Source organism: Listeria sp. MAN/IMW/UF555 (genome assembly GCF_058684075.1).
On sequence record NZ_JBZWZS010000002.1, the window covers coordinates 23,484 to 47,859 of the forward strand.

21 protein-coding genes are annotated in these 24,376 nt (G+C 38.9%); 1 reads left to right on the plus strand and 20 read right to left on the minus strand.

The window, feature by feature from the left end; all coding sequences use genetic code 11:
* Positions 1 to 5: 5 nt before the first annotated feature.
* The 12 genes from smc to AC4PG8_RS07310 form a co-directional block, all read right to left on the minus strand.
* Entirely contained in the window at positions 6 to 3,566 is a 3,561-nt protein-coding gene (gene smc, locus AC4PG8_RS07255; protein WP_492170219.1) for a chromosome segregation protein SMC, read from the minus strand.
* 22 nt (positions 3,567 to 3,588) lie between these two features.
* Positions 3,589 to 4,278 (minus strand): ribonuclease III, encoded by a 690-nt coding sequence (rnc, locus tag AC4PG8_RS07260; protein WP_003762908.1) that lies wholly within the window; start codon positions 4,276 to 4,278, stop codon positions 3,589 to 3,591.
* Positions 4,279 to 4,475: 197 nt separating this feature from the next.
* Positions 4,476 to 4,709 carry an acyl carrier protein gene (locus AC4PG8_RS07265; RefSeq protein WP_003723866.1) on the minus strand — a complete coding sequence of 78 codons (234 nt, stop codon included), beginning with the start codon at positions 4,707 to 4,709 and terminating at the stop codon, positions 4,476 to 4,478.
* Positions 4,710 to 4,815: 106 nt separating this feature from the next.
* Positions 4,816 to 5,559, minus strand: a complete 744-nt coding sequence (gene fabG, locus AC4PG8_RS07270; RefSeq protein ID WP_185510842.1) for a 3-oxoacyl-[acyl-carrier-protein] reductase — start codon at positions 5,557 to 5,559, stop codon at positions 4,816 to 4,818.
* A 3-nt stretch (positions 5,560 to 5,562) separates the two neighbouring features.
* Positions 5,563 to 6,504: an ACP S-malonyltransferase gene (gene fabD, locus AC4PG8_RS07275; RefSeq protein ID WP_267650234.1), complete on the minus strand. Its 942-nt coding sequence runs from the start codon at positions 6,502 to 6,504 to the stop codon at positions 5,563 to 5,565.
* On the minus strand, positions 6,497 to 7,510 hold the full coding sequence (plsX, locus tag AC4PG8_RS07280; protein WP_003767427.1) for a phosphate acyltransferase PlsX: 1,014 nt from the start codon (positions 7,508 to 7,510) through the stop codon (positions 6,497 to 6,499). Before plsX ends, fabD begins: the two co-directional genes overlap by 8 nt.
* Before the next feature lie 20 nt (positions 7,511 to 7,530).
* Positions 7,531 to 8,100, minus strand: a complete 570-nt coding sequence (gene fapR, locus AC4PG8_RS07285; protein WP_003762917.1) for a transcription factor FapR — start codon at positions 8,098 to 8,100, stop codon at positions 7,531 to 7,533.
* A 180-nt stretch (positions 8,101 to 8,280) separates the two neighbouring features.
* Complete coding sequence (gene recG, locus AC4PG8_RS07290) at positions 8,281 to 10,329, minus strand: ATP-dependent DNA helicase RecG (RefSeq protein ID WP_185505119.1); 2,049 nt, start codon at positions 10,327 to 10,329, stop codon at positions 8,281 to 8,283.
* Complete coding sequence (sdaAA, locus tag AC4PG8_RS07295) at positions 10,322 to 11,212, minus strand: L-serine ammonia-lyase, iron-sulfur-dependent, subunit alpha (RefSeq protein WP_492170220.1); 891 nt, start codon at positions 11,210 to 11,212, stop codon at positions 10,322 to 10,324. The genes recG and sdaAA overlap by 8 nt, the downstream gene beginning before the upstream one ends.
* A 146-nt stretch (positions 11,213 to 11,358) precedes the next feature.
* Entirely contained in the window at positions 11,359 to 12,021 is a 663-nt protein-coding gene (gene sdaAB / locus AC4PG8_RS07300) for an L-serine ammonia-lyase, iron-sulfur-dependent subunit beta (RefSeq protein ID WP_010991023.1), read from the minus strand.
* A gap of 38 nt (positions 12,022 to 12,059) precedes the next feature.
* Positions 12,060 to 13,718 carry a DAK2 domain-containing protein gene (locus tag AC4PG8_RS07305; RefSeq protein WP_045554484.1) on the minus strand — a complete coding sequence of 553 codons (1,659 nt, stop codon included), beginning with the start codon at positions 13,716 to 13,718 and terminating at the stop codon, positions 12,060 to 12,062.
* A 14-nt stretch (positions 13,719 to 13,732) separates the two neighbouring features.
* Positions 13,733 to 14,098: an Asp23/Gls24 family envelope stress response protein gene (locus AC4PG8_RS07310; protein WP_003720130.1), complete on the minus strand. Its 366-nt coding sequence runs from the start codon at positions 14,096 to 14,098 to the stop codon at positions 13,733 to 13,735.
* 298 nt (positions 14,099 to 14,396) lie between these two features.
* Here AC4PG8_RS07310 and rpmB point away from each other — a divergent pair, with 298 nt between their 5' ends.
* Positions 14,397 to 14,585 (plus strand): 50S ribosomal protein L28, encoded by a 189-nt coding sequence (rpmB, locus tag AC4PG8_RS07315; protein WP_003720131.1) that lies wholly within the window; start codon positions 14,397 to 14,399, stop codon positions 14,583 to 14,585.
* A gap of 96 nt (positions 14,586 to 14,681) precedes the next feature.
* On the opposite strand, the gene AC4PG8_RS07320 is transcribed toward rpmB, so the two are convergent.
* The 8 genes from AC4PG8_RS07320 to priA form a co-directional block, all read right to left on the minus strand.
* Positions 14,682 to 15,326, minus strand: a complete 645-nt coding sequence (locus AC4PG8_RS07320) for a thiamine diphosphokinase (RefSeq protein ID WP_185540655.1) — start codon at positions 15,324 to 15,326, stop codon at positions 14,682 to 14,684.
* 65 nt (positions 15,327 to 15,391) lie between these two features.
* Positions 15,392 to 16,048 carry a ribulose-phosphate 3-epimerase gene (gene rpe, locus AC4PG8_RS07325; RefSeq protein WP_003769291.1) on the minus strand — a complete coding sequence of 219 codons (657 nt, stop codon included), beginning with the start codon at positions 16,046 to 16,048 and terminating at the stop codon, positions 15,392 to 15,394.
* Between the two features lie 2 nt (positions 16,049 to 16,050).
* On the minus strand, positions 16,051 to 16,926 hold the full coding sequence (gene rsgA, locus AC4PG8_RS07330; RefSeq protein WP_010991024.1) for a ribosome small subunit-dependent GTPase A: 876 nt from the start codon (positions 16,924 to 16,926) through the stop codon (positions 16,051 to 16,053).
* A gap of 19 nt (positions 16,927 to 16,945) precedes the next feature.
* Positions 16,946 to 18,919 (minus strand): Stk1 family PASTA domain-containing Ser/Thr kinase, encoded by a 1,974-nt coding sequence (gene pknB / locus AC4PG8_RS07335; protein WP_070753659.1) that lies wholly within the window; start codon positions 18,917 to 18,919, stop codon positions 16,946 to 16,948.
* Complete coding sequence (locus tag AC4PG8_RS07340) at positions 18,916 to 19,674, minus strand: Stp1/IreP family PP2C-type Ser/Thr phosphatase (RefSeq protein ID WP_003762934.1); 759 nt, start codon at positions 19,672 to 19,674, stop codon at positions 18,916 to 18,918. The genes pknB and AC4PG8_RS07340 overlap by 4 nt, the downstream gene beginning before the upstream one ends.
* Before the next feature lie 14 nt (positions 19,675 to 19,688).
* Entirely contained in the window at positions 19,689 to 21,029 is a 1,341-nt protein-coding gene (gene rsmB, locus AC4PG8_RS07345) for a 16S rRNA (cytosine(967)-C(5))-methyltransferase RsmB (RefSeq protein ID WP_492170221.1), read from the minus strand.
* A complete protein-coding gene (gene fmt / locus AC4PG8_RS07350; RefSeq protein ID WP_160464562.1) occupies positions 21,030 to 21,968 on the minus strand; it encodes a methionyl-tRNA formyltransferase in 939 nt (312 codons plus the stop codon).
* 13 nt (positions 21,969 to 21,981) lie between these two features.
* On the minus strand, positions 21,982 to 24,375 hold the full coding sequence (gene priA, locus AC4PG8_RS07355) for a primosomal protein N' (protein ID WP_185543417.1): 2,394 nt from the start codon (positions 24,373 to 24,375) through the stop codon (positions 21,982 to 21,984).
* Position 24,376: the final 1 nt, after the last annotated feature.

The window sequence follows — 24,376 nt, forward strand, 5'->3', positions numbered from 1 at the left end:
TCCTTTTATTTAATGAGTTCGGCTGTTTCTTCTAAGCGAACCGAAACTAATTTGGAGACGCCGGACTCTTGCATTGTGACACCGTAGAGTACGTCGGCTTCTTCCATTGTTCCTTTTCGGTGCGTAATAACGATAAACTGAGTGCCTGACTCAAATTGTTTTAAGTAGCGGCTAAAACGTGTAACATTGGCTTCATCTAAGGCCGCCTCTACTTCATCCAAAATACAGAATGGTACTGGTCGAACACGAATGATAGCAAAAAGTAATGCAATCGCAGTTAATGCACGCTCTCCGCCAGAACGAAGCGATAAGTTTTGTAGTTTTTTCCCTGGTGGTTGAACGACGATGTCAATCCCTGTCGTTAGTAGATTCTCTGGATCAAGTAGTACGAGTTCCGCACTTCCTCCGCCAAATAATTCTGGGAAAACAATGGCAAATTCTGTTTTTATTGCTTCAAAACTCTCACTGAAACGAATTTTCATTTCTTCATCCATTTCGTCCATAACTTTAAAGAGGGTTTCTTTTGCGGCAAGTAAATCCGCTTGTTGCCCTGTTAAAAAGTCAAAGCGTTCTTGGATGCGATCAAATTCTTCAATAGCGCCAATATTAACGATTCCGAGCTCGTCTATCGAACGTTTTAATAAACGAACTTTAGAACGTGCTTGTTCCGTATCTACTTCTGGTAAGATTTTTTCTTCGGCTTGTTCTGGTGTTAGTAAATAGGCTTCTTGCAAGCGATCGATTCGGTTGGTAATATCTACTTCGAGACGACCGATGCTTATTTCCGCATTATTTTTTTGTTCCACATAAAAACTAATTTGGTTATTTTTTTGCGTCAACTCAGCTTCTAGTAGTTCTATTTTTTCTTGTAGTTCGGTGCGAGTTTGTCTTGTTTGATTTAGTTTTTCACTTGTCTCTGCTTTGTCTTTACGAAGTTCTTCGATGGATTTTCTAGCAGACTCTTCGCTTGTATGGACACTTGATAGATTTGTTTTTAAGGAAGCAAGTTTTTGCTCAGCTGCTTCTTTTTGTTCATAGTTTTCATGTAATGTCATTGTTACGCGGTCTACTGCTTCGACGGCAGACTGTAACTGCTCACGTTTAGCGGCAATTTGCGCTTTTAAGGACGACAAGCTTTCTAAATCTGCTGTACGTTTACTTTCTAGTGCTTTACTTGAAGATGTCATCGCTTTTATTTCTTCGTCGGTTTTTTCGATTTGTTTAGCGATTTCTACTTGCTCTTGAAGTAGCGTTTCTTTTCGTTCCAGCAGTTTGTTTAATTCTTCGCTGCCATCTGCTTTTTCAATATCATATAGCTGTAATTGTTTGTTAAAACGTTCTAGATTTTCGGTTTCGCGATCTAATTTACCAAGCAATTCTTTTTCTTGTAAACGTAAATTTTCACCAATAACACGAGTTTCTTCAAGTTCTTCTCGTTTTTTCGACATGCTATCTTTGGCAATTTGAACAGCAGACTCGAGTTCACGAGTGGAATTATTTAATTCAGCGATTTTTTCTGCTAATTGACCTAATTCGTGTTTTCTCGTTAAGATAGACGATTTGCCGCCTTTTGTTGCTCCACCAGTCATTGAACCACCGGCATTAACCACATCACCTTCAAGTGTCACAATGCGATACCTGAAGTTTACTAAACGAGCGAGCGTATTTGCCCCTTTTAAATCTTTCGCTAAAATCGTTGTACCGAGCGCGTTTAAAATCACTGGAGACACTTTTTGGTCAAATGAAATTACTTCGCTAGCAAGCGCGATGAAAGCTGGTTGATTACTTAAAGCGTTTTTAGTTGCTGCTGGTAATTCTCGAGGTTGAATAGTTGAAAGTGGTAAAAATGTTGCGCGACCGCTTTTCGTTTTCTTTAAAAAGCTGATTGCTTCACGAGCAACTCGGTCATCTTCAACAACGACATTTTGCGCACTTGCTCCGAGCGCTGTTTCCATAGCTTGTTGATATTTTGCTGGTATTTCAATAAGTTCTACTAAAGCTCCCAATATGCCAGGAATTTCTTTTTTTGCTTTTAATACTTCACGCACGCCTTGGAAAAATCCGGCATAATCATCTGCCAATTCTTCTAAGGTTTCTTTCCGTGATTTCATTTGTTGAACTGTTTCATAATGTTTATAAAGCGCACGTTCTTGTGTTCCAAAAACAGCTTCTTGTTTTGCCAATGTTTGCTGCACTTCACGGTATATTTCCATTTGTTCTGTGAGCTCACTTTGGATTTTTGTAAGGTGCATTTTTGTTGTATCAATTTGAGCTAACATATCTTTTCTTTCATCGACATGTTGACTATTTTCTAAATCTAATTTATCAATTCGGCTAGTAATTTGTCCGATTTGGCGTTCGATATACCCTAAATCATTATTGATTGTCGTTTGTGTATGGCGTAAATCAATATAATCACTTTTACGATTTTCAATCGCTTCTTCGGATAAATCATCATATTTTGAAAGTGTCGCTTCTAGTTCTTTTTTCGCTTTTACGGCAATTTCAAGCGCCGTTTCTTTTTCGAGTTTTGAACTACTTAGCACTTCTTTTTGTTCTTCAAGAGCAGTAATTTTTTCGGTAATCGCAGCCAATGTTTCTGCGTAGACTTGTTCGTTTTCGCTGCTATGTTTTTTACGTTCTAATTGAAGATTCCGCTCTCCTTCTAGTTGTTCGAGTTTTTCGGTTTCTACTAACAAACGCTCTTGTAAATTATCTAGCGCAATATCAGTTTCATTAAGCGCTTGTTTTTCACGGGAAACAATTGCTTCTTCCGCATGTAATTCTTCGCGTAGCTTAATTAAAACCGTTTGATTTTCACCAAACTCTTTACGGACTTCAGCTAGTTTTTCTGTTAAAGAACTGATTTCACTCGCAAGTAACGTCACTTCGTATTTTTCTAGTTCTTCTTGTTGGAATAAATAATCCTTGGCAATAGAAGCTTGCATTTCGAGCGGCTCCAGTTGCCCTTCTAATTCATATAAAATATCTTGTACACGATTTAAATTTTCTTCGGTTTCAAATAATTTATTTTCAGCTTGTTTTTTACGATGTTTGTATTTAAGTACGCCGGCTGCTTCTTCAAAAATCGAGCGGCGTTCTTCTGGCTTACTGTTCAGAATTTCATCGATTTTCCCTTGTGAGATTATCGAAAAAGACTCTCTCCCAAGTCCAGAATCCATAAATAAATCGACAATATCTTTCAGTCGACAATTTTCTTTATTGATTAAAAATTCACTATCACCATTACGGTAAATACGTCTAGTTACAGCTACTTCGCTATAATCAAGTGGTAAAAAATGGTCTTCATTTTCGAGAATAAGCGATACTTCTGCAAAATTAATTGGTTTACGCGTATCACTTCCAGCAAAAATAACATCGCCCATTCGGCCACCACGGAGCGATTTAGCGGACTGCTCACCAAGTACCCAGCGGATTGCTTCTGTAATATTACTTTTCCCGCTACCATTTGGCCCTACAACTGCAGTCATGCCGGGCACGAAATCTATCGCAACTTTGTCAGCAAAGGATTTAAAGCCATTCATTTCTAATCGTTTTAATAACATGTCCGGACACCTCCATTTTTGTTTATCTATGTGTTAGTTGATTTATAGCAAATTGTGCCGCACTTTGTTCTGCTTGTTTTTTTGTTCTACCGCTGCCTTTTCCGAGTACTTGTCCGTTAACAATAACTTGGGCATCGAATGCTTTATTGTGTGCTGGTCCTGTTTCGCCAAGAATATCATATTCGATCAAGACATCACGGTCCCGTTGAACAATCTCTTGTAGTTGCGTTTTGTAATCGACTGTTTGCAAGTATGCACCTGCATCAATCTTCGGAAAAATAACTCGTTCTAGAAATTTCACGACTTTATCAATACCATTATCTAAGTATAGTGCACCGATAAAAGATTCAAATACATCAGCAAGTAAAGCCGGGCGTGTTCTCCCACCTGCTTTTTCTTCTCCTTTACCTAGACGCACATATTTAGAGAAATGTACTGCTTCCGCGAACTCTACTAAGGAAGGTTCACATACAATAGCTGCACGCATTTTTGTCATGTGTCCTTCTGCCATATCTGGATATTTATTAAAAAGGTAGTCTGAAACAGTTAGTTCAAGGACTGCATCACCAAGAAATTCTAGGCGCTCATTATCTTTCACATTTTCCCGGCGATGTTCATTGACATACGAGGAATGTGTGAATGCTTGCTGTAATAATTCTACATTTTGAAAATCAAAACCAACACTTTCTTGTAATTCTTCCCATTGATTCATTTCACTTGCCCCTCTCTATACTAGTAAGCAAGTTCATTTTCTAAACAGCCACTAGCAAAAAGCTGCTTAGAAAATGAACCAACAAATCTTCTTAACCTTGAAAAAGAGGCTACCTGTGCTACTTATCTCACGTGCGGAAGTTACCACAGCAAAGATAAGTAACACGGGCACCCTCATTTATCCGGTCACATAAAGTTTTATGCGTTTGCCTCTATGTACTTCACTGCATCACCAACTGTGTTAATGTTTTCAGCGTCGCCATCAGAGATTTCAACTCCGAACTCGTCTTCAAGTTCCATTACTAATTCAACAACATCTAGGGAATCTGCACCTAGATCTTCTTTGAAGGAAGCTTCTAAAGTTACTTTGGATTCCTCGACACCTAGACGGTCTACGATGATTTTTGTAACTTTTTCTAATACTTCTGCCATTTTTCACTTCACCTCCCTCCAAGTATTATATAGGATTATTTCTCCTACGTAAACAAAAATATTTAAAGTAATGCGAGCCAAGTAAATTCGCATTCATTAACCAATTTTACATTACCATTCCGCCATCAACGGATAGTGTTTGGCCAGTAATATACTTCGATGCATCGCTTGCTAAGAAAAGAACTGCATTCGCAATATCTTCCGTTGTTCCGTAAGCACCAAGCGGAATTTGAGCTAGCATTGCTTCTTTTGTTTTATCATCTAATTTGTCTGTCATTTCTGTTGTAATGAAACCAGGAGCAACAGCATTAACGTTAATACCACGTGGAGCAAGTTCACGAGCAGTTGTTTTTGTTAAGCCAATTACGCCTGCTTTACTTGCAACATAGTTTGCTTGACCTGCATTACCAATTAAGCCAACAACAGAAGCCATGTTGATAATTTTACCAGCGCGTTGTTTCATCATTGTACGACTTACTGCTTTTGTACAAAGGAAAGTTCCTTTTAGGTTGATGTTAATAACGTCATCCCACTCGTCTTCTTTCATACGCATTAATAAATTATCACGCGTAATTCCCGCATTATTGACTAAAATGTCGATACGACCAAAGCGCTCTATTGCTTGTTTGAAAAATGCATCCACATCTTCAGCAATCGATACGTTTGCTTTCATTGCTTCTACTTCTACACCATGTTCGGCAACGAGTTTTGCTGTTTCTTCCGCAGCTTCTGGGCTACCATTGTAATTGAAGAAAATATTTGCGCCTTCTTTAGCTAATTTGATGGCGATGTCACGACCGATTCCGCGTGATCCACCTGTTACTACTGCTACTTTGCCTTGTAAAGTCATTAATTATTCTCCTTTCAATGTCGCGGCAACACTTTTCACTGACTCAACATCACCTGCGGACAGTACGGTTACATCACGATTGATTTTCTTAATTAAACCAGCTAAGACTTTTCCAGAACCAATTTCAACAAAAGTATCTACGCCGTTTTTAATTAATTCTTCGACAATATCTTCCCATAATACTGGGGAATAAATTTGCTTGATTAGTTTATCGCTAATTTCGGATTTATCCGTAGTTTCTTTAGCATCCACGTTATTAACTACTGGAATTTGACCATCAGAAATTTTAACTTCTGCTAAAATATCACGGAAAGCAAGTGCAGCTGGTTCCATTAAACTTGAGTGGAAAGGTCCGCTAACAGCAAGTGGTAATACGCGTTTCGCACCACTTTCTTTTGCTTTTTCGCCAGCTTTTTCAACGCCAGCTGTTGTTCCAGAGATAACGATTTGTCCTGGACAGTTCAGGTTAGCAAGTTGAACTGCATCCCCTTCAGCTGTTACTTCTTCGGTTACTTTTTTTAATGTTTCACGGTCTACGCCAAGAACCGCAGCCATTGCGCCGGCGCCATTTGGTACAGCGGCTTCCATTAATTCTCCGCGTTTACGAACAAGATAAATCGCATCACTTGCTTCTAAAAATCCGCCAGCAACAAGCGCGCTATATTCGCCAAGGCTATGTCCTGCTACGTAATCCGCTTTAACACCATATGTTTCTAATGCGCGTAAAATAGCTACACTTGTTGAAACTAATGCTGGTTGTGCATTTTCGGATTTCGTTAATAATTCGATTGGTCCTTCTGTAATAACATCTGTGATGGAAAAGCCTAATCTATCATCAGCAGCATCATAGATTTTTTTTGCTTCTGGATATTCTGCAGCTACATCTTGCCCCATGCCAATTTTTTGTGCTCCTTGACCGGGAAATACGAATGCGATTTTAGTCATTTGTTTCTGTTCCTCCTACTTTTACTTTATCTACTTCTGATTTGATGGTTTCAACAACTTGTTTTTCAACCATTTCACGTACTTGACGAATCGTGGTAAAAATACCATTTGCATTAGATGATCCGTGTGCTTTTACAACTGGTGCTTGAACACCGAATAAACAAGCGCCACCATATTCGCTATAATCCATTTTTGCTTTTAGTTCCATTAAATCTTTTTTCAGGAAGCTTGCTGCGACTTTATTTTTAAAGCCATTTAGTAAGCTCATTTTTAGCATACTTAGGAAAGCTGCACCTGTTCCTTCAATTGACTTAAGTACCATATTACCAGTGAATCCGTCAGTAACAACTACATCTGCTACATCCATTAACAAATCACGTGCTTCGATATTACCGATAAATTCATAAGCATCTTGATTTTTCATTAGCTCAAATGATTTTTTTGTTAATTCGTTTCCTTTTGTTTCTTCTGTTCCGATGTTTAAAAGTGCCACACGTGGGCGTTCGATTTTACGTACTTTTTCCGCATAGACCGAACCCATTAAGCCAAACTGTAATAAATGTTCTGGTTTTGCTTCGGCATTTGCACCTAAGTCGAGCATAACAAAGCCTTTTCCAGTAACGGTTGGAAGTGTTGGCGCAAGTGCTGGACGGTCAATCCCTTTAATGCGTCCAATGACAAAGAGTCCAGTAGACATAAGGGCACCTGTATTTCCTGCTGAGATACAGGCATCTGCTTCTCCGTCTTTTACGGCTTGGGCTGCAAGTACCATGGAAGCTTTTTTCTTCCGTTTTACGGCGCGAACTGGTTCATCGTCACTTTCTATTTTTTCATCGGTATGTATGATTTTCACACGAGTTTTATCTGTTAAATGTTCATTTATTTTTGTTTCGTCTCCAAAAAGAAGAATTTCGATATCTTTATATTGGGCAACAGCTTTCATTACACCTAAAACAATTTCTTTTGGTGCGTGATCTCCACCCATCGCATCTACAGCAATTTTCATTATACGTCAGTCCTTTATTTTCATTTTTGCGTTGCGTGATACATTTCAAACTTACCTTTGAGTACAATTTCGTCTCCAACATAGCTTTTTACATCCACTATAGTAATAGCTCTGTTGTCTGTTGCTGGACGTACTTTTGCTTTTGCTATGATGCGTTCACCTTCGTATACAGAACGAACAAAGCGAACGGTTGCTTGTGTAGTTAAAGCGAGTTCATTTGGGATGACTGCGGTTGCTAAGGAATTAGCTTGGGCAAATAGGTGATGCCCTCGAGCGATTTTATTTCGTTTAAAAACATGCTCACTTCTCACGTCAAAAATAGAAATTGCACTCTTACTAAGTTGGATATCAATAATTTCACCAATCACTTCATCGATGGGAAGACTTTTTACTGCGTCGGCATAATTGACACTCGCTACATGTTTGATTCGCTCTCTGAGTTCAGGGATAGAAAGAGCCACCCGGTCTAAACGGATAGTCTGAACGCTAACCCCAAATTTTTCAGCAAGTTGCTCATCTGTTATGAAAGGATTTTCTTCAATAGCAACTTGAAGTTTCATTTGTCGATCCTTCTTAGAATATTTTTTCATGCACGGTTCCTCATCTCTTTTTTTGTGAAAGGTATTAACACCAGCTACTAAAGACTGGCTAAAAAAAGGAAGTTACCTCTGCTGGATAACCTTCAGAACTTCCTCGTATTTATTGGTACTTTAATATGTTATTAAAAATCAAGCCAAGTTGCAAGTTTTTTTAAAGATTGTTACATAGGTTTAATCTAGTTTTTGTTCAGTGAAGACGCCTTCTTCCTCAAGTAGCGCCACTAATTTATCGTACGTTTTATTTTCCAACATGTTTTCTTCAAAGATCATATGGACGGCATCTTGGCGAGCGATTTCAAGCACACGGTAATCATGAACCATATCAGCGACTTTGAATTCTGGAACGCCACTTTGTTTTCTACCGAAGAAATCTCCTGGTCCACGAAGTTCGAGGTCTCGTTCGCTGACAACAAAGCCATCGTTTGTTTCTGACATAATCATCATTCGTTCTTTTCCGACCTCGGTTTTTGGGTCAGCAATTAAAATACAATAAGATTGGTCAGCCCCTCGCCCCACTCGTCCCCTCAGTTGATGCAACTGCGCTAAACCAAAACGGTCTGCATCATATATGACCATCATCGTAGCATTCGGAACATTTACGCCAACTTCGACTACGGTAGTGGATACGAGGCAGTCAATTTTTTTATCATTAAAGTCGCGCATAATTTGTTCTTTGTCTGCCGGTAATAACTTGCCGTGCATGAGTCCTGGAACATATTTAGTGCCCCATTTATTTTGTAAAATGTTGAAAACGTCTATCGCATTTTGCACATCGAGTTTTTCGGATTCTTCAATTAATGGGCAAATGATATAAACTTGGTGACCTTTATCGATTTCTTTTTCCATAAAACCGATAACGCGATCAAGCATTTGATGTTTTACCCAGTAGGTTTCAATTTCTTTTCGTCCAGCTGGAAGTTCATCAATGATCGATACGTCCATTTCCCCGAAAGCTGTAATTGCGAGTGTTCTGGGGATTGGCGTTGCGGTCATAAATAACACATCGGGATATTCACCTTTTTCCCGTAGAATCCGGCGCTGTGCTACGCCAAATCTGTGTTGTTCATCTGTAATAACTAAACCAAGTCGATGATAAATTACTTCGTCTTGGATTAAAGCATGGGTGCCAATTAAAACGTCAATTGAGCCATTTTCAAGCATTGCCAGTAATTCTCTCCGTTGCTTCCCTTTCACACTACTAGTTAGCAAACCAACTGTAATATCAAAGGGTTGTAGTAGCTCCACTAAAGAATTCGCATGTTGTTCAGCTAAAATCTCCGTTGGGACCATTAAAGCGCTCTGGAAACCACTTTTGGCAGCTGCATACATCGCGATGGAGGCTACAACTGTTTTTCCTGATCCAACGTCTCCTTGTAACAAACGATTCATGTGGAAGTGCGATAACATATCTCCGCAAATCTCGTTCACTACTCTTTTTTGCGCTTTTGTTAGCGGGAATGGTAAAGAATCAATATAATGACGCAAATCTTCTACATCATAATTAATCGAAATCCCACCCGACTTCTCACGTTCGATTTTACGGAAAAACTGCATTTTTAATTGGAAAAGCAAGAATTCTTCATAAACCATTCGGCGTCTAGCTTGTTTTAATTCCTCATTGTTTTTTGGAAAATGAAGCACGCGAACAGCTTCTAAGCGATCCATTAATTGATATTTTTCTAGTAAATTGGTTGGGATAACTTCTTCTATATCCTTGCTATAACTATCAAAAGCAAGCCGAGTGTATTTTTGCATAGTTTTATTGCGAAGGGTTCCTTTTAATCTATAAACGCCTTCTAATTCTTCTTCGTTTTCGACAGCACCTATTTTAATTTTGCTGGCTGTAATTTGGGCGCGGCTTTTGTCCCATTTGCCAGAAATCGTCACTGTTTCACCAACAGTAATTTTATTTTTTAAATAGGGTTGGTTGAAAAAATCGATTTTGATGACTTGGCCTTCTGTTGACACGCGGAAAGAGAGCTTGGATTTTTTTCGTCCGTAAAAGGCTACAGTTGCTTCGGTTAGCACTTCGCCTTGAATTGTAATTCGTTCTTCATGCGCTACTTCCGATAAATCCCGCAACCGGTAATCTTCATAGCGATACGGGAAGTTCCATAGCAAATCATGCACGGTCGATAAACCTAGCTCTTTTAAAGTTTTAGCTGTTTCTTCACCAATTCCTTTGATTTCAGTTGTCGGGATTCGTTTAAGTTCACTCACGTTTATCTTCTGGCGACAATCCGAAAATCTTCCGCTGAATGGCGCGTCCAGTCGGTGTAGCCGCCAATCCTCCTTCTGCCGTTTCTCTTAAAGAGCTTGGCATTTGTAACCCAACGCGGTGCATTGCTTCAATCACTTCATCACATGGGATACGACTTTTAATGCCTGCTAGTGCCATATCAGCTGAAATAATTGCTTGCGAAGAACCAAGGGCATTTCTTTTCACACATGGTACTTCTACAAGTCCTGCTACTGGATCACACACAAGCCCAAGCATATTTTTCATTGTCATCGCCATCGCATGCGCAGATTGTTCGAGGGTTCCTCCCGCTGCTGCTACAATCGCTGCTGAAGCCATTGCACTTGCAGAACCAATTTCCGCCTGACAACCACCCGCTGCCCCACTTATAAACGCATTATTCGCAACTACATAACCAAATGCTCCAGCTGTGAATAAAAAGTTAACCATGTCCTCACGCGTCATATCAAGACGATCTTTTAAAGAGAAAAGTACGCCTGGTACAACGCCAGCGCTTCCAGCAGTAGGAGTTGCACAAATAACACCCATTGCTGCATTGACTTCATTTGTAGCAATCGCTTTTGCTACTGAATCTAGTAAAACTTCACCAGATAAGAAGTTTCCTTTTTTGATATAGTCTTGCATAAGGACAGCATCTCCGCCTGTTAATCCGGTAGTTGAAGTAACGCCTGCTTCACCTTCATGAATAGCTTCTTCCATAATATCTAAATTCCGTTCCATCGCAGCAGTTATTTCCTCCCGCGGTAAACCAGAAATATTCATTTCACGTTTAATCATAATTTCAGCAATAGTTAGGTTCTCGCGTTCAGCGATGTTCACTAATTCTGCAACAGTTCTAAACATTATCAACACTCACTTTCTATACTCATTACCAACATACCTGATTTACAACTCAAAATAAAGCCAAATGCACGTTTTATTTACGCACATTTGGCTTTACACAAATCGAGCGAAAGCCACCGATTTACTAGAGATAAGTACCAAAACGATTAAATCATTACGCTTGCTACTTGGTAAATCCCTGGTAATTCAGCAATTTTGCTAATTAAATCTTGTTCAACTTGTTGGTCAACTTCTATTACCATTAAAGCTTCGTCGCCTTTTACTTTGCGCGATACTTTCATTTGACCGATATTAATTTTATGGTCGGCGATTACGGATGACACTGCTGCAATCGCGCCAAATTTGTCTTGATGTAAAATAAGGATAGCTGGAGCAGTTCCAGTGAATTCTAGCTCAAATTCGTTTAAGCGAATAATTTCTACTTTGCCGCCACCAATCGATGCGCCAATTAAGGTCATTTGTTGCATACCATGTTTTAACACTAATTTGACAGTGTTTGGATGAGGCGGCTCTTCCACTTCTTCAATAAATTGGATGCGCATGCCCCATTCTTCTGCAAGCTTAGCGGATTCTTTCATACGCGGATCATCTGGCTCAAAACCAAGCAATCCACCAATCAGCGCCACATCTGTTCCGTGGCCTTTATACGTTTTAGCAAAAGAACCATATAAATGAATATCTACTTGGGATGGTTGTTCATTAAAAACAGCTCGTGCAATGGCACCAATACGACTAGCACCGGCAGTATGAGAACTCGATGGACCAATCATTACTGGACCAATAATATCAAACACGCTATTAAATTTCACTAAAATCATCCTTTCTTCTATTCATTTAAAACAAGTCTTTACTCTACCGCAAAAATGTACGGGTAAACTGGTTGGTCGCCTTCATGAATTTCTACTTCTACATCTGGAAACGCTTCTGTTATAGTATCTGCTAAAAGTTCTGCTTTTTTAGCATCTGCATCTTCCCCGAAAATAATAGTAACGATTTCGCTATCATCATCAAGTAATTTTTCTAATGTTTCATAAGCAGCTTCTTCTAAAGTTTCGCGGCTGACTTTGATTTTACCTTCAACCATACCGATAAAACTGTCTTTTTTAATTACAACGCCTTCCACCGTAGTGTCTCGTACAGCTGTTGTAACTTGACCACTTGCTACGTCCTGAATTGCTTCTCTCATCGCTTCTGCATTGGAAGTGAAATCTTGTTCTGGTTGGAAAGTAAGCACAGCAGTAAGCCCTTGTGGAATTGTTTTAGTTGGGATGATTTGTACTTTATCTTCTCCAAGAATTTGAGCCGCTTGTTCTGCAGCCATTTGGATATTTTTATTATTTGGAAGAACAAAAACTTGTTCTGCATTTGCTGATTCAATGGCTTTTACAATATCTTCTGTGCTTGGATTCATTGTTTGACCACCAGAAAGAACAATGGATACGCCCATGCTTTCAAATAGTTTTTTCAATCCTTCTCCTGCTGAAACTGTAACGATACCATAAGGAGCTTTTTCCTTGGCTGGCGCTTTATCATCGCCAACGATTTCATTATGCTGTTCGCGCATATTTTCTACTTTCATTTTAAGGAGACTACCGTATTGTTGACCATAGTTTAGAACTTCACCAGGATGTTCTACATGCACATGCACTTTTACGACTTCATCATCTGCCGCTACAAGTAAAGAATCACCTAGTTCACTTAAGTCTTGGCGGAATTGTTCTTCATCAAAAGGTTTTAGCCCTGGTTTATTTTCGTTAATCTTCACAATAATTTCTGTACAATAACCAAAATGAATATCCTCAGTGGACATAAAGTCTTGCACATGGCGATGATGTTCTGCATTAATTAATTCGCCCATTGATGCCATATAATCAGGTGCTTCAGCCATTTTACCAGTGAGCACTCCGTAAAATCCTTCATAAATAATAATCAGACCTTGGCCACCACTATCAACAACGCCAACTTCTTTTAAAACTGGAAGTAAATCAGGCGTTTTTTCAAGGGCTACTTTTCCTTGTTTCAAAATTGCTTCCATTACTAATTCGATTTCTTGATGTTCATTTGCGGCAAGAACACCCGCTTTGGCAGCTTCACGTGCTACAGTTAAAATGGTTCCTTCAACTGGCTTCATTACTGCTTTATAAGCTGTCTCTACGCCTTTTACAAAGGCATTTGCAAATTCTTCTGCATTAAGTGTTTCTTTATTTTCAATTGATTTAGAAAAGCCTCGGAAAAGTTGGGATAAGATAACGCCAGAATTTCCACGTGCTCCCATCAACAAGCCTTTTGCAAGGTTTGCTCCAACGGCACTAATTGTTTCTTTGTCATTTTTTGCTACTTCTTCTGCTCCACTTGTCATGGATAAATTCATATTTGTTCCCGTGTCGCCATCTGGAACCGGGAAAACGTTTAATGAATCAACAAAATCAGCATTTTTCGCTAAATTTTCTGCTCCAAGCGCTATCATTGCTGCAAATTTCTCTGGGTCTAACTGATATATACTCACTTACATAATCCTCCTTATGATTCCTTGATTACTCGGACACCTTGAACATAAATATTCACTGATTCCACTGTAATACCGAGTGTTTTTTCTAGTGTGTATTTCACGCGTTCTTGTACGTTATGAGCTACTTCTGAAATTTTAGTTCCAAAGCTAACAATGATATACATGTCAATATGTATACCTTCTTCTTCTTGTCTTACAATAACACCTTTTGTATAATTTTCTCTTCTAAGAATATCGGTTAAACCATCACGAATTTGATGTCTACTTGCCATACCTACAATTCCAAAATTTTCTTCGGCAGCACCACCAGCGATTGTTGCGATAACATCACTAGTAATATCAATTTTGCCAAGCTTTGTGTCGATTTCGATTGCCATTCTATATTCCTCCCTACGGATTATATTCTCGTTCGATTATTTTTTTATTATTGTTTTTAATTGCTAGTTTAGTTGTTCTTACCTATTTTACTATAATCACAGCCCTTTGGAAAGCATATCACAAATTTGGCTGATTAAATCCGCATTTATGCTGTCAAGTAAAAATTCTTTGCACTATTTTCGCATATCCTCTTGCAAAGTATACTTGTTTATGATAAATTATTCTAGTGTATGAAAAACAAAAGGATAGGTTATTTTAAATAAATTATCCGAAGAGCTCTGTAAGGAGGGGTAAACTATGGCTAAAGAATGTGTTATTACAGGCCGCAAATCACGTTCCGGTAACAAACGTTCCCACGCAATGAACTCCAGCAAACGTACTTGGAAAGCTAACTTGCAAAAAGTACGGATTCTGGTTAACGGCAAACCTAAAAAAGTTTGGGTATCTGCTCGTGCGCTTAAATCTGGTAAAGTGGAACGCGTTTAATCGAAGGAGAAATCAAGTGCAGCGACAATCATGTCGGTGCATTTTTTCTTTGTCTAAAAATAAAAAAATACAGGCGAAAATCACCCGTATTTCTTATTAATCGTTACTTTGTGTTAATAAAATCATTCCAGTTTTAAAAGAAAACGCTCCAATTTGATCAACAAACTCATTACTCGAAAGTGCCGAACCTACTGGGTAAGTGGCATTATCAAGTGGATAAACGAATCCTTTTAGCGTAAGTCCTGTAACATCTTTCATTGTTGTGAATGCTACATATTTTTTATCTGGCAGTTTTTCAATTGTATAGCTTCCTGGTGTATACATTTTGATATAGTTATAGCGATCAATCATTTCTACAACCGGCACAGCGTCTAAGAATCGTGGCTTTGTTAGCATCATCAGATTCGCAAGTAAGTGGTCTAAACGGCCTCCTGTTGCTCCAAAAATACGTATCTTATCTGGTTTCTGTTCCATTGCCCAGCTTAGCCCAATTTCTGTATCTGTTTCATCCTTTTCAGCAGGAAATTCATGTACATCAGCTACTTTTGTTTTTAAATGAGCTAATTCCTCTTTTGTTAAAGAATCAAAATCTCCCATTGCGACGGTCGGAACAATTCCTCTATCTAATAGACGTTTAGCCCCGCGGTCTACGCCAACCCAACTAATATCTGTATTCGTATATTGTGCTAAATCAGGAATTTCTGACGCAGGTCCACCAACCATGATATTAATTATTTTCATATTTGTGTTCCCTTCTTTCCTAACAAATAAGGCTGGAACGAAAAGTCTGTCCCAGCCCCCAAATATTATTCGCCTACAATAGCTCGTAATTTGTCAATTGGCGTTTGACGATTTTTATTTCCATAAATATAACTTCCAGCTACAAAAACATTTGCGCCGGCATCTCGACATAATTTCGCTGTTTCATGATCCACGCCGCCATCTACTTCGATTTCGATGTCTAAGCCTTTTTCATCCACGATTTTTTTAAAGGCAGAAATTTTTTCTAGTACCTCTGGAATAAATTTTTGTCCGCCAAATCCTGGATTTACTGTCATAAATAAAACCATATCTAGTTCATTTAAAACATGTTGTAATACGTCAATTGGTGTTGCTGGATTTAGTACTGCACCTGCTTTTACTCCGTACGAACGGATGAGTTGTAACGTGCGGTGAAGATGCGTGCACGCTTCCACATGAACGGTAATATAATCCGCGCCTGCTTTTGCAAATTCAGGGATGTATGTATCAGGATTTTCAATCATTAAATGAACATCAAGTGGTAGTTTTGTTTCTGGACGAATCGCTTTTACGACAGCCGGACCGAAAGTGATATTTGGAACGAAATGTCCGTCCATTACATCAACATGGATATAATCCGCGCCGTAATTTTCTACTTCTTTAATATCTCTTGCAAGATTTGCAAAGTCTGCACTTAAAATCGAAGGAGCTATTTTTCCCATTTTTAATACCTCGGCTTTCTGTTTTTTAATTCTTGTAAAATTTGGATGTAGTGTTTGTAGCGAAAATCGGCTATTTCATTTGCTTCAACAGCTGTTTTTACAGCGCAATTCGGCTCATTGTCATGCATGCAACCTCGGAATTTACAGCCACTACGACGATCTTCCATTTCTGGAAAACAAAATTGTAATGTTTCTGGTTGTAAATCATCCCACTCAATCGAGCTAAAGCCAGGCGTATCTGCTACAAAGCCATCACCAATTGGCATTAGTTCTACGTGTCTAGTCGTATGTTTACCACGTCCAAGTGAGTTCGATATTTCGGCCGTTTTTAAGGTTAAATCGCTATTTAAACTATTTAATAAAGTGGACTTACCTACACCCGATTGCCCGGCAATAACTGCTGTTTTTCCGCTAATGTAGTCTTTAATTGCTTCTTTATCTGGTTCATCATTAGTTACAAAAACGTCGTAGCCAATTGTTTCATATACCTCTTTATAAACCGCAATTTGTTCTTTTTCCGCATCTGTTGCTAAATCCATTTTACTAATACAAATAACAGGTTGGATGTCTTCTTTTTCGATTGCGACTAAGAAACGATCTGCCAGGTTTGTAGAAAAATCTGGTTCTACTGCCGAAAACACAAGAATCGCAATATCGATGTTTGCCACGGGAGGGCGAACTAGCGCATTCTCCCGTGATAACACATCTAAAATATAACCATCCGTCTTATTTTCTACTTGAAATTCTACGTCATCACCAACTAGCGGGGAAATATTTCGTTTTCTAAAATTTCCGCGCGCCCTACATTGGTATATTTTCCCTTCAGAGAATACATAGTAAAATCCGCTCAACGCTTTGATAATTTGTCCTTCCAGCACATTTCCTCCGTTCTCTTTTTTAATTTGGATAAGGGACTGTACCTTCATCGATTACTTTATCGTCACTGATGATTTTGTAGCCTGCGCTAGAACCTTCTTCAATTTGGAAAGTCACTTCTACCGAGGTATTTTGGGTAATATTCATTTCTCGGTATGCGCTTGTCATACTATGATCTTTGTCTTGAATATAAATTTGGACTTTCTGTGGTTTTGGATTTTCTGGATCGCTTGGTGTATAAGGAATGTTAAACGTTTTTGTAACTTCTTTAACTTGTTTTTCTTTTGGTCCAGCAGAAATAACGATTTCAATAGTATCGCCTGCATTTATTGCCGTTCCAGCTGATGGGGATTGCGAAATTACTTGCCCTTTTTCTACTGAGTTTGAGTTTTCTTCTTTACTCGAAACTTTGAGTCCAAGTGGTGAAGCATAATCTTCTACAGCTGTTTTTGTATAACCACGAAGGTCTTTAAGTGTAATCGGTTCAGCACCTTTACTTACGACAAATTTTACATCTGTCGACTTAGCAACTACTTCCGTTCCTTGAGTTGGCGTTTGGCTAATAATCATTCCTTTACCAACTTCAGAACTATATGCTTCTTCTGCAGAAATATTACTGAAACCTTGCTGCTCTAACAAAGTTTTAGTCTCAGAGTAACTTCTACCAGTATAGTCTTCCATCGTAATTTTCTTAGAACCTATACTTACAAATAAATTGATTTTCGTGCCTTTTTCTTTCATTTCACCCGCTGATGGGTCAGTATTAATAACTTTGCCTTCTTCTACGTCATCGCTATTTTTTTCTGCTGTTTTACCAATAACAAAGCCATCTTTTTGCAGTAAGGCAATTGCTTGGTCTTCTGTTTTACCAGAAACATCAGGTACAGCGACTTCATCAGGACTTTTACCTAAAAGCCATAACAGTAAAATACCAATAATGAAAAGAACGATTACGGAAGACACGATTAAAATAATCTTCTTTTTCTTGCTCATTTTTTTCTTCTTTTTACCTTTTTTATCGTCTACAGCTACTTCTTCTGCAGCTACTTTACCTTCTGGAACGATGGTTTTATCTAGATTTTGCATCGCTTCTTTTGTGGCGATGATTGGAATTGTTTTTGTGTCGCCATCATCATCATTAGTAGGAAAAACGTATTTAGGTTCATTTAGACGATCTTTATTTAAGCAGGTTTGCAAATCTTTTTCCATTTCTTCTGCGTTTTGATAACGTAAAAATGGATCTTTTGCTGTTGCTTTAATAATAATGTTTTCTAAGCTTTGAGGAATTTCTGGGTTTTGGGCTCTTGCAGACGGAATTTCTGCTTGTAAATGTTTGATAGCGATTGAAACAGCCGATTCTCCGTCAAAAGGTACCTTCCCAGTTAGGAGTTCATATAAAACAATTCCGAGCGAATAGATGTCTGACTTTTGAGTTGCCATCCCACCGCGAGCCTGTTCTGGTGATAAGTAATGGACAGAGCCAAGTAAGGAATTCGTTTGGGTGATGGATGTTTCAGAAAGTGCCATCGCAATCCCAAAATCAGTAATTTTTACGACTCCATCATGATCAATTAAAATATTTTGTGGTTTTAAATCGCGATGAATAATGTGATGTTGATGTGCGATAGCTACTGCTGAAACGATTTGAAGCATGATGTCTACAGCTTTATCATAGCTAATTGGGTGATTTTCTTGGATATACTGTTTTAAATCCATCCCATCCACATGTTCCATCACTATATAGTGTAAATCATTTTCTTCGCCAACATCGTACACACTAACTATGTTAGGATGCACTAAGCTAGTTGCTGATTGGGCTTCACGTTGGAACCTGCGAATAAGGTTGCTTTCATCCGCTAAATCAATCCGTAAAATTTTTACAGCTACATCGCGGTCAAGAATTATATCATGCGCAAGGTAGACATTGGCCATTCCACCCCCGCCTATCGCATGTAAAATTTTGTATCGATCATTTAGTCGCTTACCAATCATCATGAAGCATCCCTCCCTTTCTGCATAAGATTTCTTTCTACTAACAACACAGTGATATTATCTTCTCCCCCGTAAGAATTCGCTTTTGTAATAAATACATCGGCTTTTTCAGAAAGAGTTCGTTTACTTTTTAAAATTTCTTCCATTTCAGCTTCTGGGACCATATTAGTCAAACCATCGGAACAAAGTAATAATGTATCGCTCGTTTGAAATGGTACTACAAATGTGTCTACTTCAACTTTTCCTTCTACGCCTAGTGCTCGTAAAAGAATGTTTTTCCGCGGATGATTCATCGCATCTTCTTTGCTGATTTCGCCAGTTCTTAGAAGTTCGTGTACAAGCGAGTGATCTTCTGTTAATTGACGCATTACATCATTTTGAAGTAAATAACCTCGGCTATCCCCTACATTGGCGATAACTACTTGTGACTGAGCCATAATTGCTGCAACAAGGGTTGTCCCCATACCATTTAGATCCATTTCACTTTCCGCGTAAAGTACAATTTCTTTATTGACTTCTTGGATTGTTTTTTGAAGCCATGTTTCAATTTCTTCTGCGGTTAAAAGAGCGGTCGTTTCTTTCCACGCGTCGCTAAGTAGACGAACTGCCATTTCGCTCGCAACATCTCCTGCGCGGTGCCCCCCCATACCGTCTGCAACAATGACAATCGGCTGCTTATCTTTGTTTTCAAATACGCCGCCATTGTCTTCATTATGATGTCTTATTCTGCCTCTGTCTGTTCTAAATTCTGCATGCATTTATACGCACCTCACTATTTTTCAGGACTCACTTTTCTTAAGCTGGAAACAAAGAATCCATCGCTTCCGATATCTGTTGGTAAAAGTTGTACAAAATCGTCCTTCTTAATTTGTGCCAATTTTTCAGGAAGTACTACAGGTTCTAGTGCAAATTCTGGATGTTTTTCTAGGAATGCGCGCAAGACTGTTTCGTTTTCTTCCTTGTCAATGGTACAAGTACTATAAACTAATATACCATTTTCTTTTACTAATTGGCTAACATCATCTAAAATTGCTAGTTGAATTTCTGCTAGTTTATGAATATCTTTTTCTGTTTTTGCGTATTTAATATCTGGTTTTCTGCGAAGAACACCAAATCCTGAACACGGCGCATCGACTAAAATACGGTCAAACGTTTCTGGTTCAAACATTGTGCTTGCGGTTCTCGCATCTAGATGAGCTGTACGAATGTTTAAAAGTTGTAATCTTTTGGCGGCTTGATCAATGAGTTTGGTTTTCTTTTCATGAATATCAAGTGCATGAACCATTCCAGTGCCGTGCATTTTTTCAGCTATGTGGGTTGTTTTTCCGCCTGGCGCTGCACAAGCATCTAGTACGGTTAAATTGTCTTCTAGTTGAAGCGCATAGGCTACGAGCATCGAACTTTCGTCTTGAATGCTACATTTGCCGTCTTTATAAACTTTTGTTTCAGCTACAGACCCTTTTTCAACGAGTAAAGCTTCATCGATAAATTCGTTGCGAGTAACAGTGATACCTTGGTCATTTAATTCTTTGATTAGCTGCTCGGCGCGAATTTCCGTTTGGTTCACGCGTATACTTTGATGCGGGGCTACTAAGAATGCCAGACCAATTTCACGTAGTTTTTCGAGACCATATTGATCAGCCCATCTTCTCGCTAACCATTCCGGCAAGCTTGTTTCGACAGCGATTTTTTGTACTGGGTCTTTAATTAAATCAATACTTGGTACGCCTTTACGGATAACATTTCGTAATACCCCATTGACAAATTTCGTCACGCCTTGATGTCCAAGGTCTTTAGCAATATCGCCTGCTTCATTTAAAATCGCGTGTTCTGGAACTTTATCTAAAAAGGTTAATTGGTAAACGGACATTCTTAATAGATTTTTCACCCAGTTGTCTGGTTCTTTGTTTAGAAACGGCGCTAAGTAGTAATCAAGCGTGATTTTGCGCTGTGTGGTTCCGTATACTAATTCTGTTAAAAGTCCTTTATCAAGCGGGTTTAACTTCTGTTTTTTTAGCGCGTCATTAATTAATAAATGGCTGTATGATTGATTATTTTCGATTTTAATGATGAGTTCTAATGCAATTGCACGAACTGTTTTTTGTTTTTTCATTTATTCACCAAACCTTGTCGTCTTGCTTAGATTTCTGCCAGCACCAGACATGAATGAATGGATATCCATTTTCGGTTTTCCAGCTGGTTGGATTACTGTTGGGACAATAAGTGTGCCGTCACCTGCTACGATTTTGAGCGTTGATTTATCTGTTAAAATCGTGCCCGGTTCGCCGCTTGTTTTTGTATCTTCAAACGTTGCTTCCCAAATTTTAAAAGGTTTTTCTTCAAGTGTCGTATAAGCAACTGGCCAAGGCGAAAGTCCACGAATTTGGTTAAAAATCGTCCGTCCTGGTTTTGTCCAATTGATTTTCTCTTGTTCTCTAGAAATATTTCGCGCGAAAGTTACTTTTTCTGGATCTTGTGCTACAGCGGTAATTTTTCCTGCTAAAAAGTCAGGTAATGTATCCATTAATAGTTCTGCGCCAAGTTTGCTTAATTTATCAAACATAGTACCGGTGTTATCTTCTTCTGTGATAGGAATTTTGCGCTGACTTATCATATCGCCTGCATCTAATTTTTCAACCATATACATAATCGTTACGCCGGTTTCTGTTTTTCCGTCAAGCAGTGCATAATGGACCGGAGCCCCACCACGATATTCTGGTAAAAGTGATGCGTGGACATTAATCGCGCCATGCTTAGGTGATTCAAGCAGCGTATTAGGTAGAATTTGACCGTATGCGGCTGTTACAAGTAAATCTGCTTCTAATGAAATAAGTTCTTCTAGCTCGCTAGATGTGCGTAATTTTTCTGGTTGATAAACTGGGATTCCTAATTCCAAAGCTGCTTTTTTTACAGGCGGTGGGGTTAAAATTCGTTTACGTCCAACTGGTCGGTCCGGCTGTGTGACAACTGCAATCACATCATATGCATTAGCTAATTGTTCTAAAACTGGGACAGAGAATGCAGGTGTTCCCATAAAAATAATTTTTGTCATCGGTTTACTCCTTTTACATTAATACGTATGGTTGTACGTCAATCGTTATCGTTAAGCCTTTTTGTTGGTCTTTTTGATAATGGGTGATGAGTGTTTTGAGTTCTTTTTTTAAGTTGGGTTCAATTTTATATTTAATAATACATTGGTAACGATATTTGTTTTTAATTCGGGTGATAGTGCTTGGAACTGGGCCAAGAATAACGGCATCAGGACCTAACTTCCCTCGTAAAAACTGCGCCATTTCTTGAATTGTTCGAATGGCTTTCATTTCATTTTCATCGCTGACATTAATCATCGTTAAGTAATAAAATGGTGGATAAGAACCCATTTTCCTGAGCTTCATCTCGTGATTATAAAAGCCGATAAAGTCATGTTGTTTGGCAAATTCAATGCTGTAATGCTCTGGATTATAGCTTTGGACAACTACTTCGCCTGTTCGCTCATGGCGCCCTGCCCGACCACTTACTTGAGTGAGCAATTGGAAAGTTCTTTCTGAGGCGCGAAAATCAGGTAAATGAAGCATGGTGTCCGCATTTAATACGCCAACTAACGTAATATCGGGAAAATCTAGCCCTTTAGCAATCATTTGTGTTCCTAGTAAAATATCCGCTTCATGGTTACGAAAACTTTTGAGTAATTTTTCATGGGCGCCTTTTGTTCTCGTTGTATCTACGTCCATTCGGATCACACGAGCTTCTGGAATCAGCTTCGTTAGGCTTTCTTCTACTTTTTGAGTACCTGTTCCAAAATAACGGATATGTTCGCCTTCACAGCTAGGACAATGCTTAGGGACGCGTTCTTCATGACCACAGTAGTGACATTTCATTTGGTTGCTAGACTGGTGATAAGTGAGCGAAATATCACAGTTAGGACATTCGACAACATAACCACAATCACGACACATTACAAAAGAAGAGTAACCACGACGATTTAGCATTAAAACGGTTTGTTCTTTTTTGGCAATTCGGTCTTTAATTTTCTCTAACAATTCAGTCGAAAATTCAGTGCGGTTTTCTTTACGCAATTCTTCGCGCATATCCACAACCCGAACTTCCGGCATTGCACGATCATTCACTCGGCTAGGGAGTTCAATCAATGTATAAACGCCCTTTTTCGCTCTAGCAAAAGATTCAAGAGATGGTGTGGCACTCCCAAGAACGACTGGACATTGGTACTTTTCTGCGCGCCAAATCGCTACGTCTCTTGCATGATAGCGCGGATTATCTTCTTGTTTATAACTTGCTTCGTGTTCTTCATCAATAATGATTATTCCTAAATTTTCAAATGGTGCAAACACAGCGGAACGAGCGCCAACGACAACACGTGCTTCTTTCCGTTCGATTTTACGCCATTCATCGTATTTTTCTCCGGAAGAAAGGGCACTGTGGAGTACTGCAACTTCACTACCAAAGCGACTTTTAAAACGTTCTACCATTTGCGGTGTAAGGGAAATTTCTGGCACTAAAACGATAGCTTCTTTACCTTCTTTTAGTTTTGCTTCAATTGTTTGTAAATAGATTTCGGTTTTTCCACTTCCGGTGACGCCGTGTATTAAGAAGGTTTCTTGCTCGGTTGCTGCAATGATTTTCTCACAGGCTAACGCTTGATCTGGTAGCAACTGGAGCGACTCACTTTTTTCAAATTGGTGATTTTCGTATGGATCGCGTGAAATGATTTTTTCTTGGATAGTGAGTATATTTAAATCTACTAATTTTTTTATTGTTGCATCGGTTGTTTCTGCTTGTTTTTTTAGTTCTGCAGCGGCAATTTCGGTTCCTTCAAATGCTTGAAAAAATGCTAATACACGTGATTGTGCTTTGGCGTTTTTAGGCATATCTTCTATTATTTCAGCTAATTGGTGCGGTGCCTTTAAACAGCTAACGACACGAACTTTTTTGCTTGTAATTTTATTTTTCACTTGGTAGACAACTTCTACGCTACCTTCTCTTACCCATTTGCCAATTTCTTTGAGTAAGCCGCGCGACTCTGCTACTTTCCAATCAAGTGTTTCATAGCCTTCGAATAATCGTTCTAGCGCTTCATTTTCTTCATCTAAACGCAAAAAATATTTTTCATACTTCGCCCGTAGTGCAGCTGGTAACATGGCTTGATAAGCAGAAACGCGAAAACTAAGGGTATCCTCCGCTAACCAATCACCTAGTTCCATCAATTCCTCGTTTAATACAGGCGCTAAATCCATGACAGCCTCAATACCTTTTAATTTCGGATTTTCTTCTGTTTCGCCAAGAGAAATGACAAAGCCTTGTATTTTACGATTTCCAAATGGGACACTCACTCGCATACCAGGACGAATAAGATCTTCTAAATCTTCTGGAATAAAGTAATCAAATGGACGATCCACTTGCATGGCTGGAACGTCCACAATAACTTTTGCTATATTAATCATT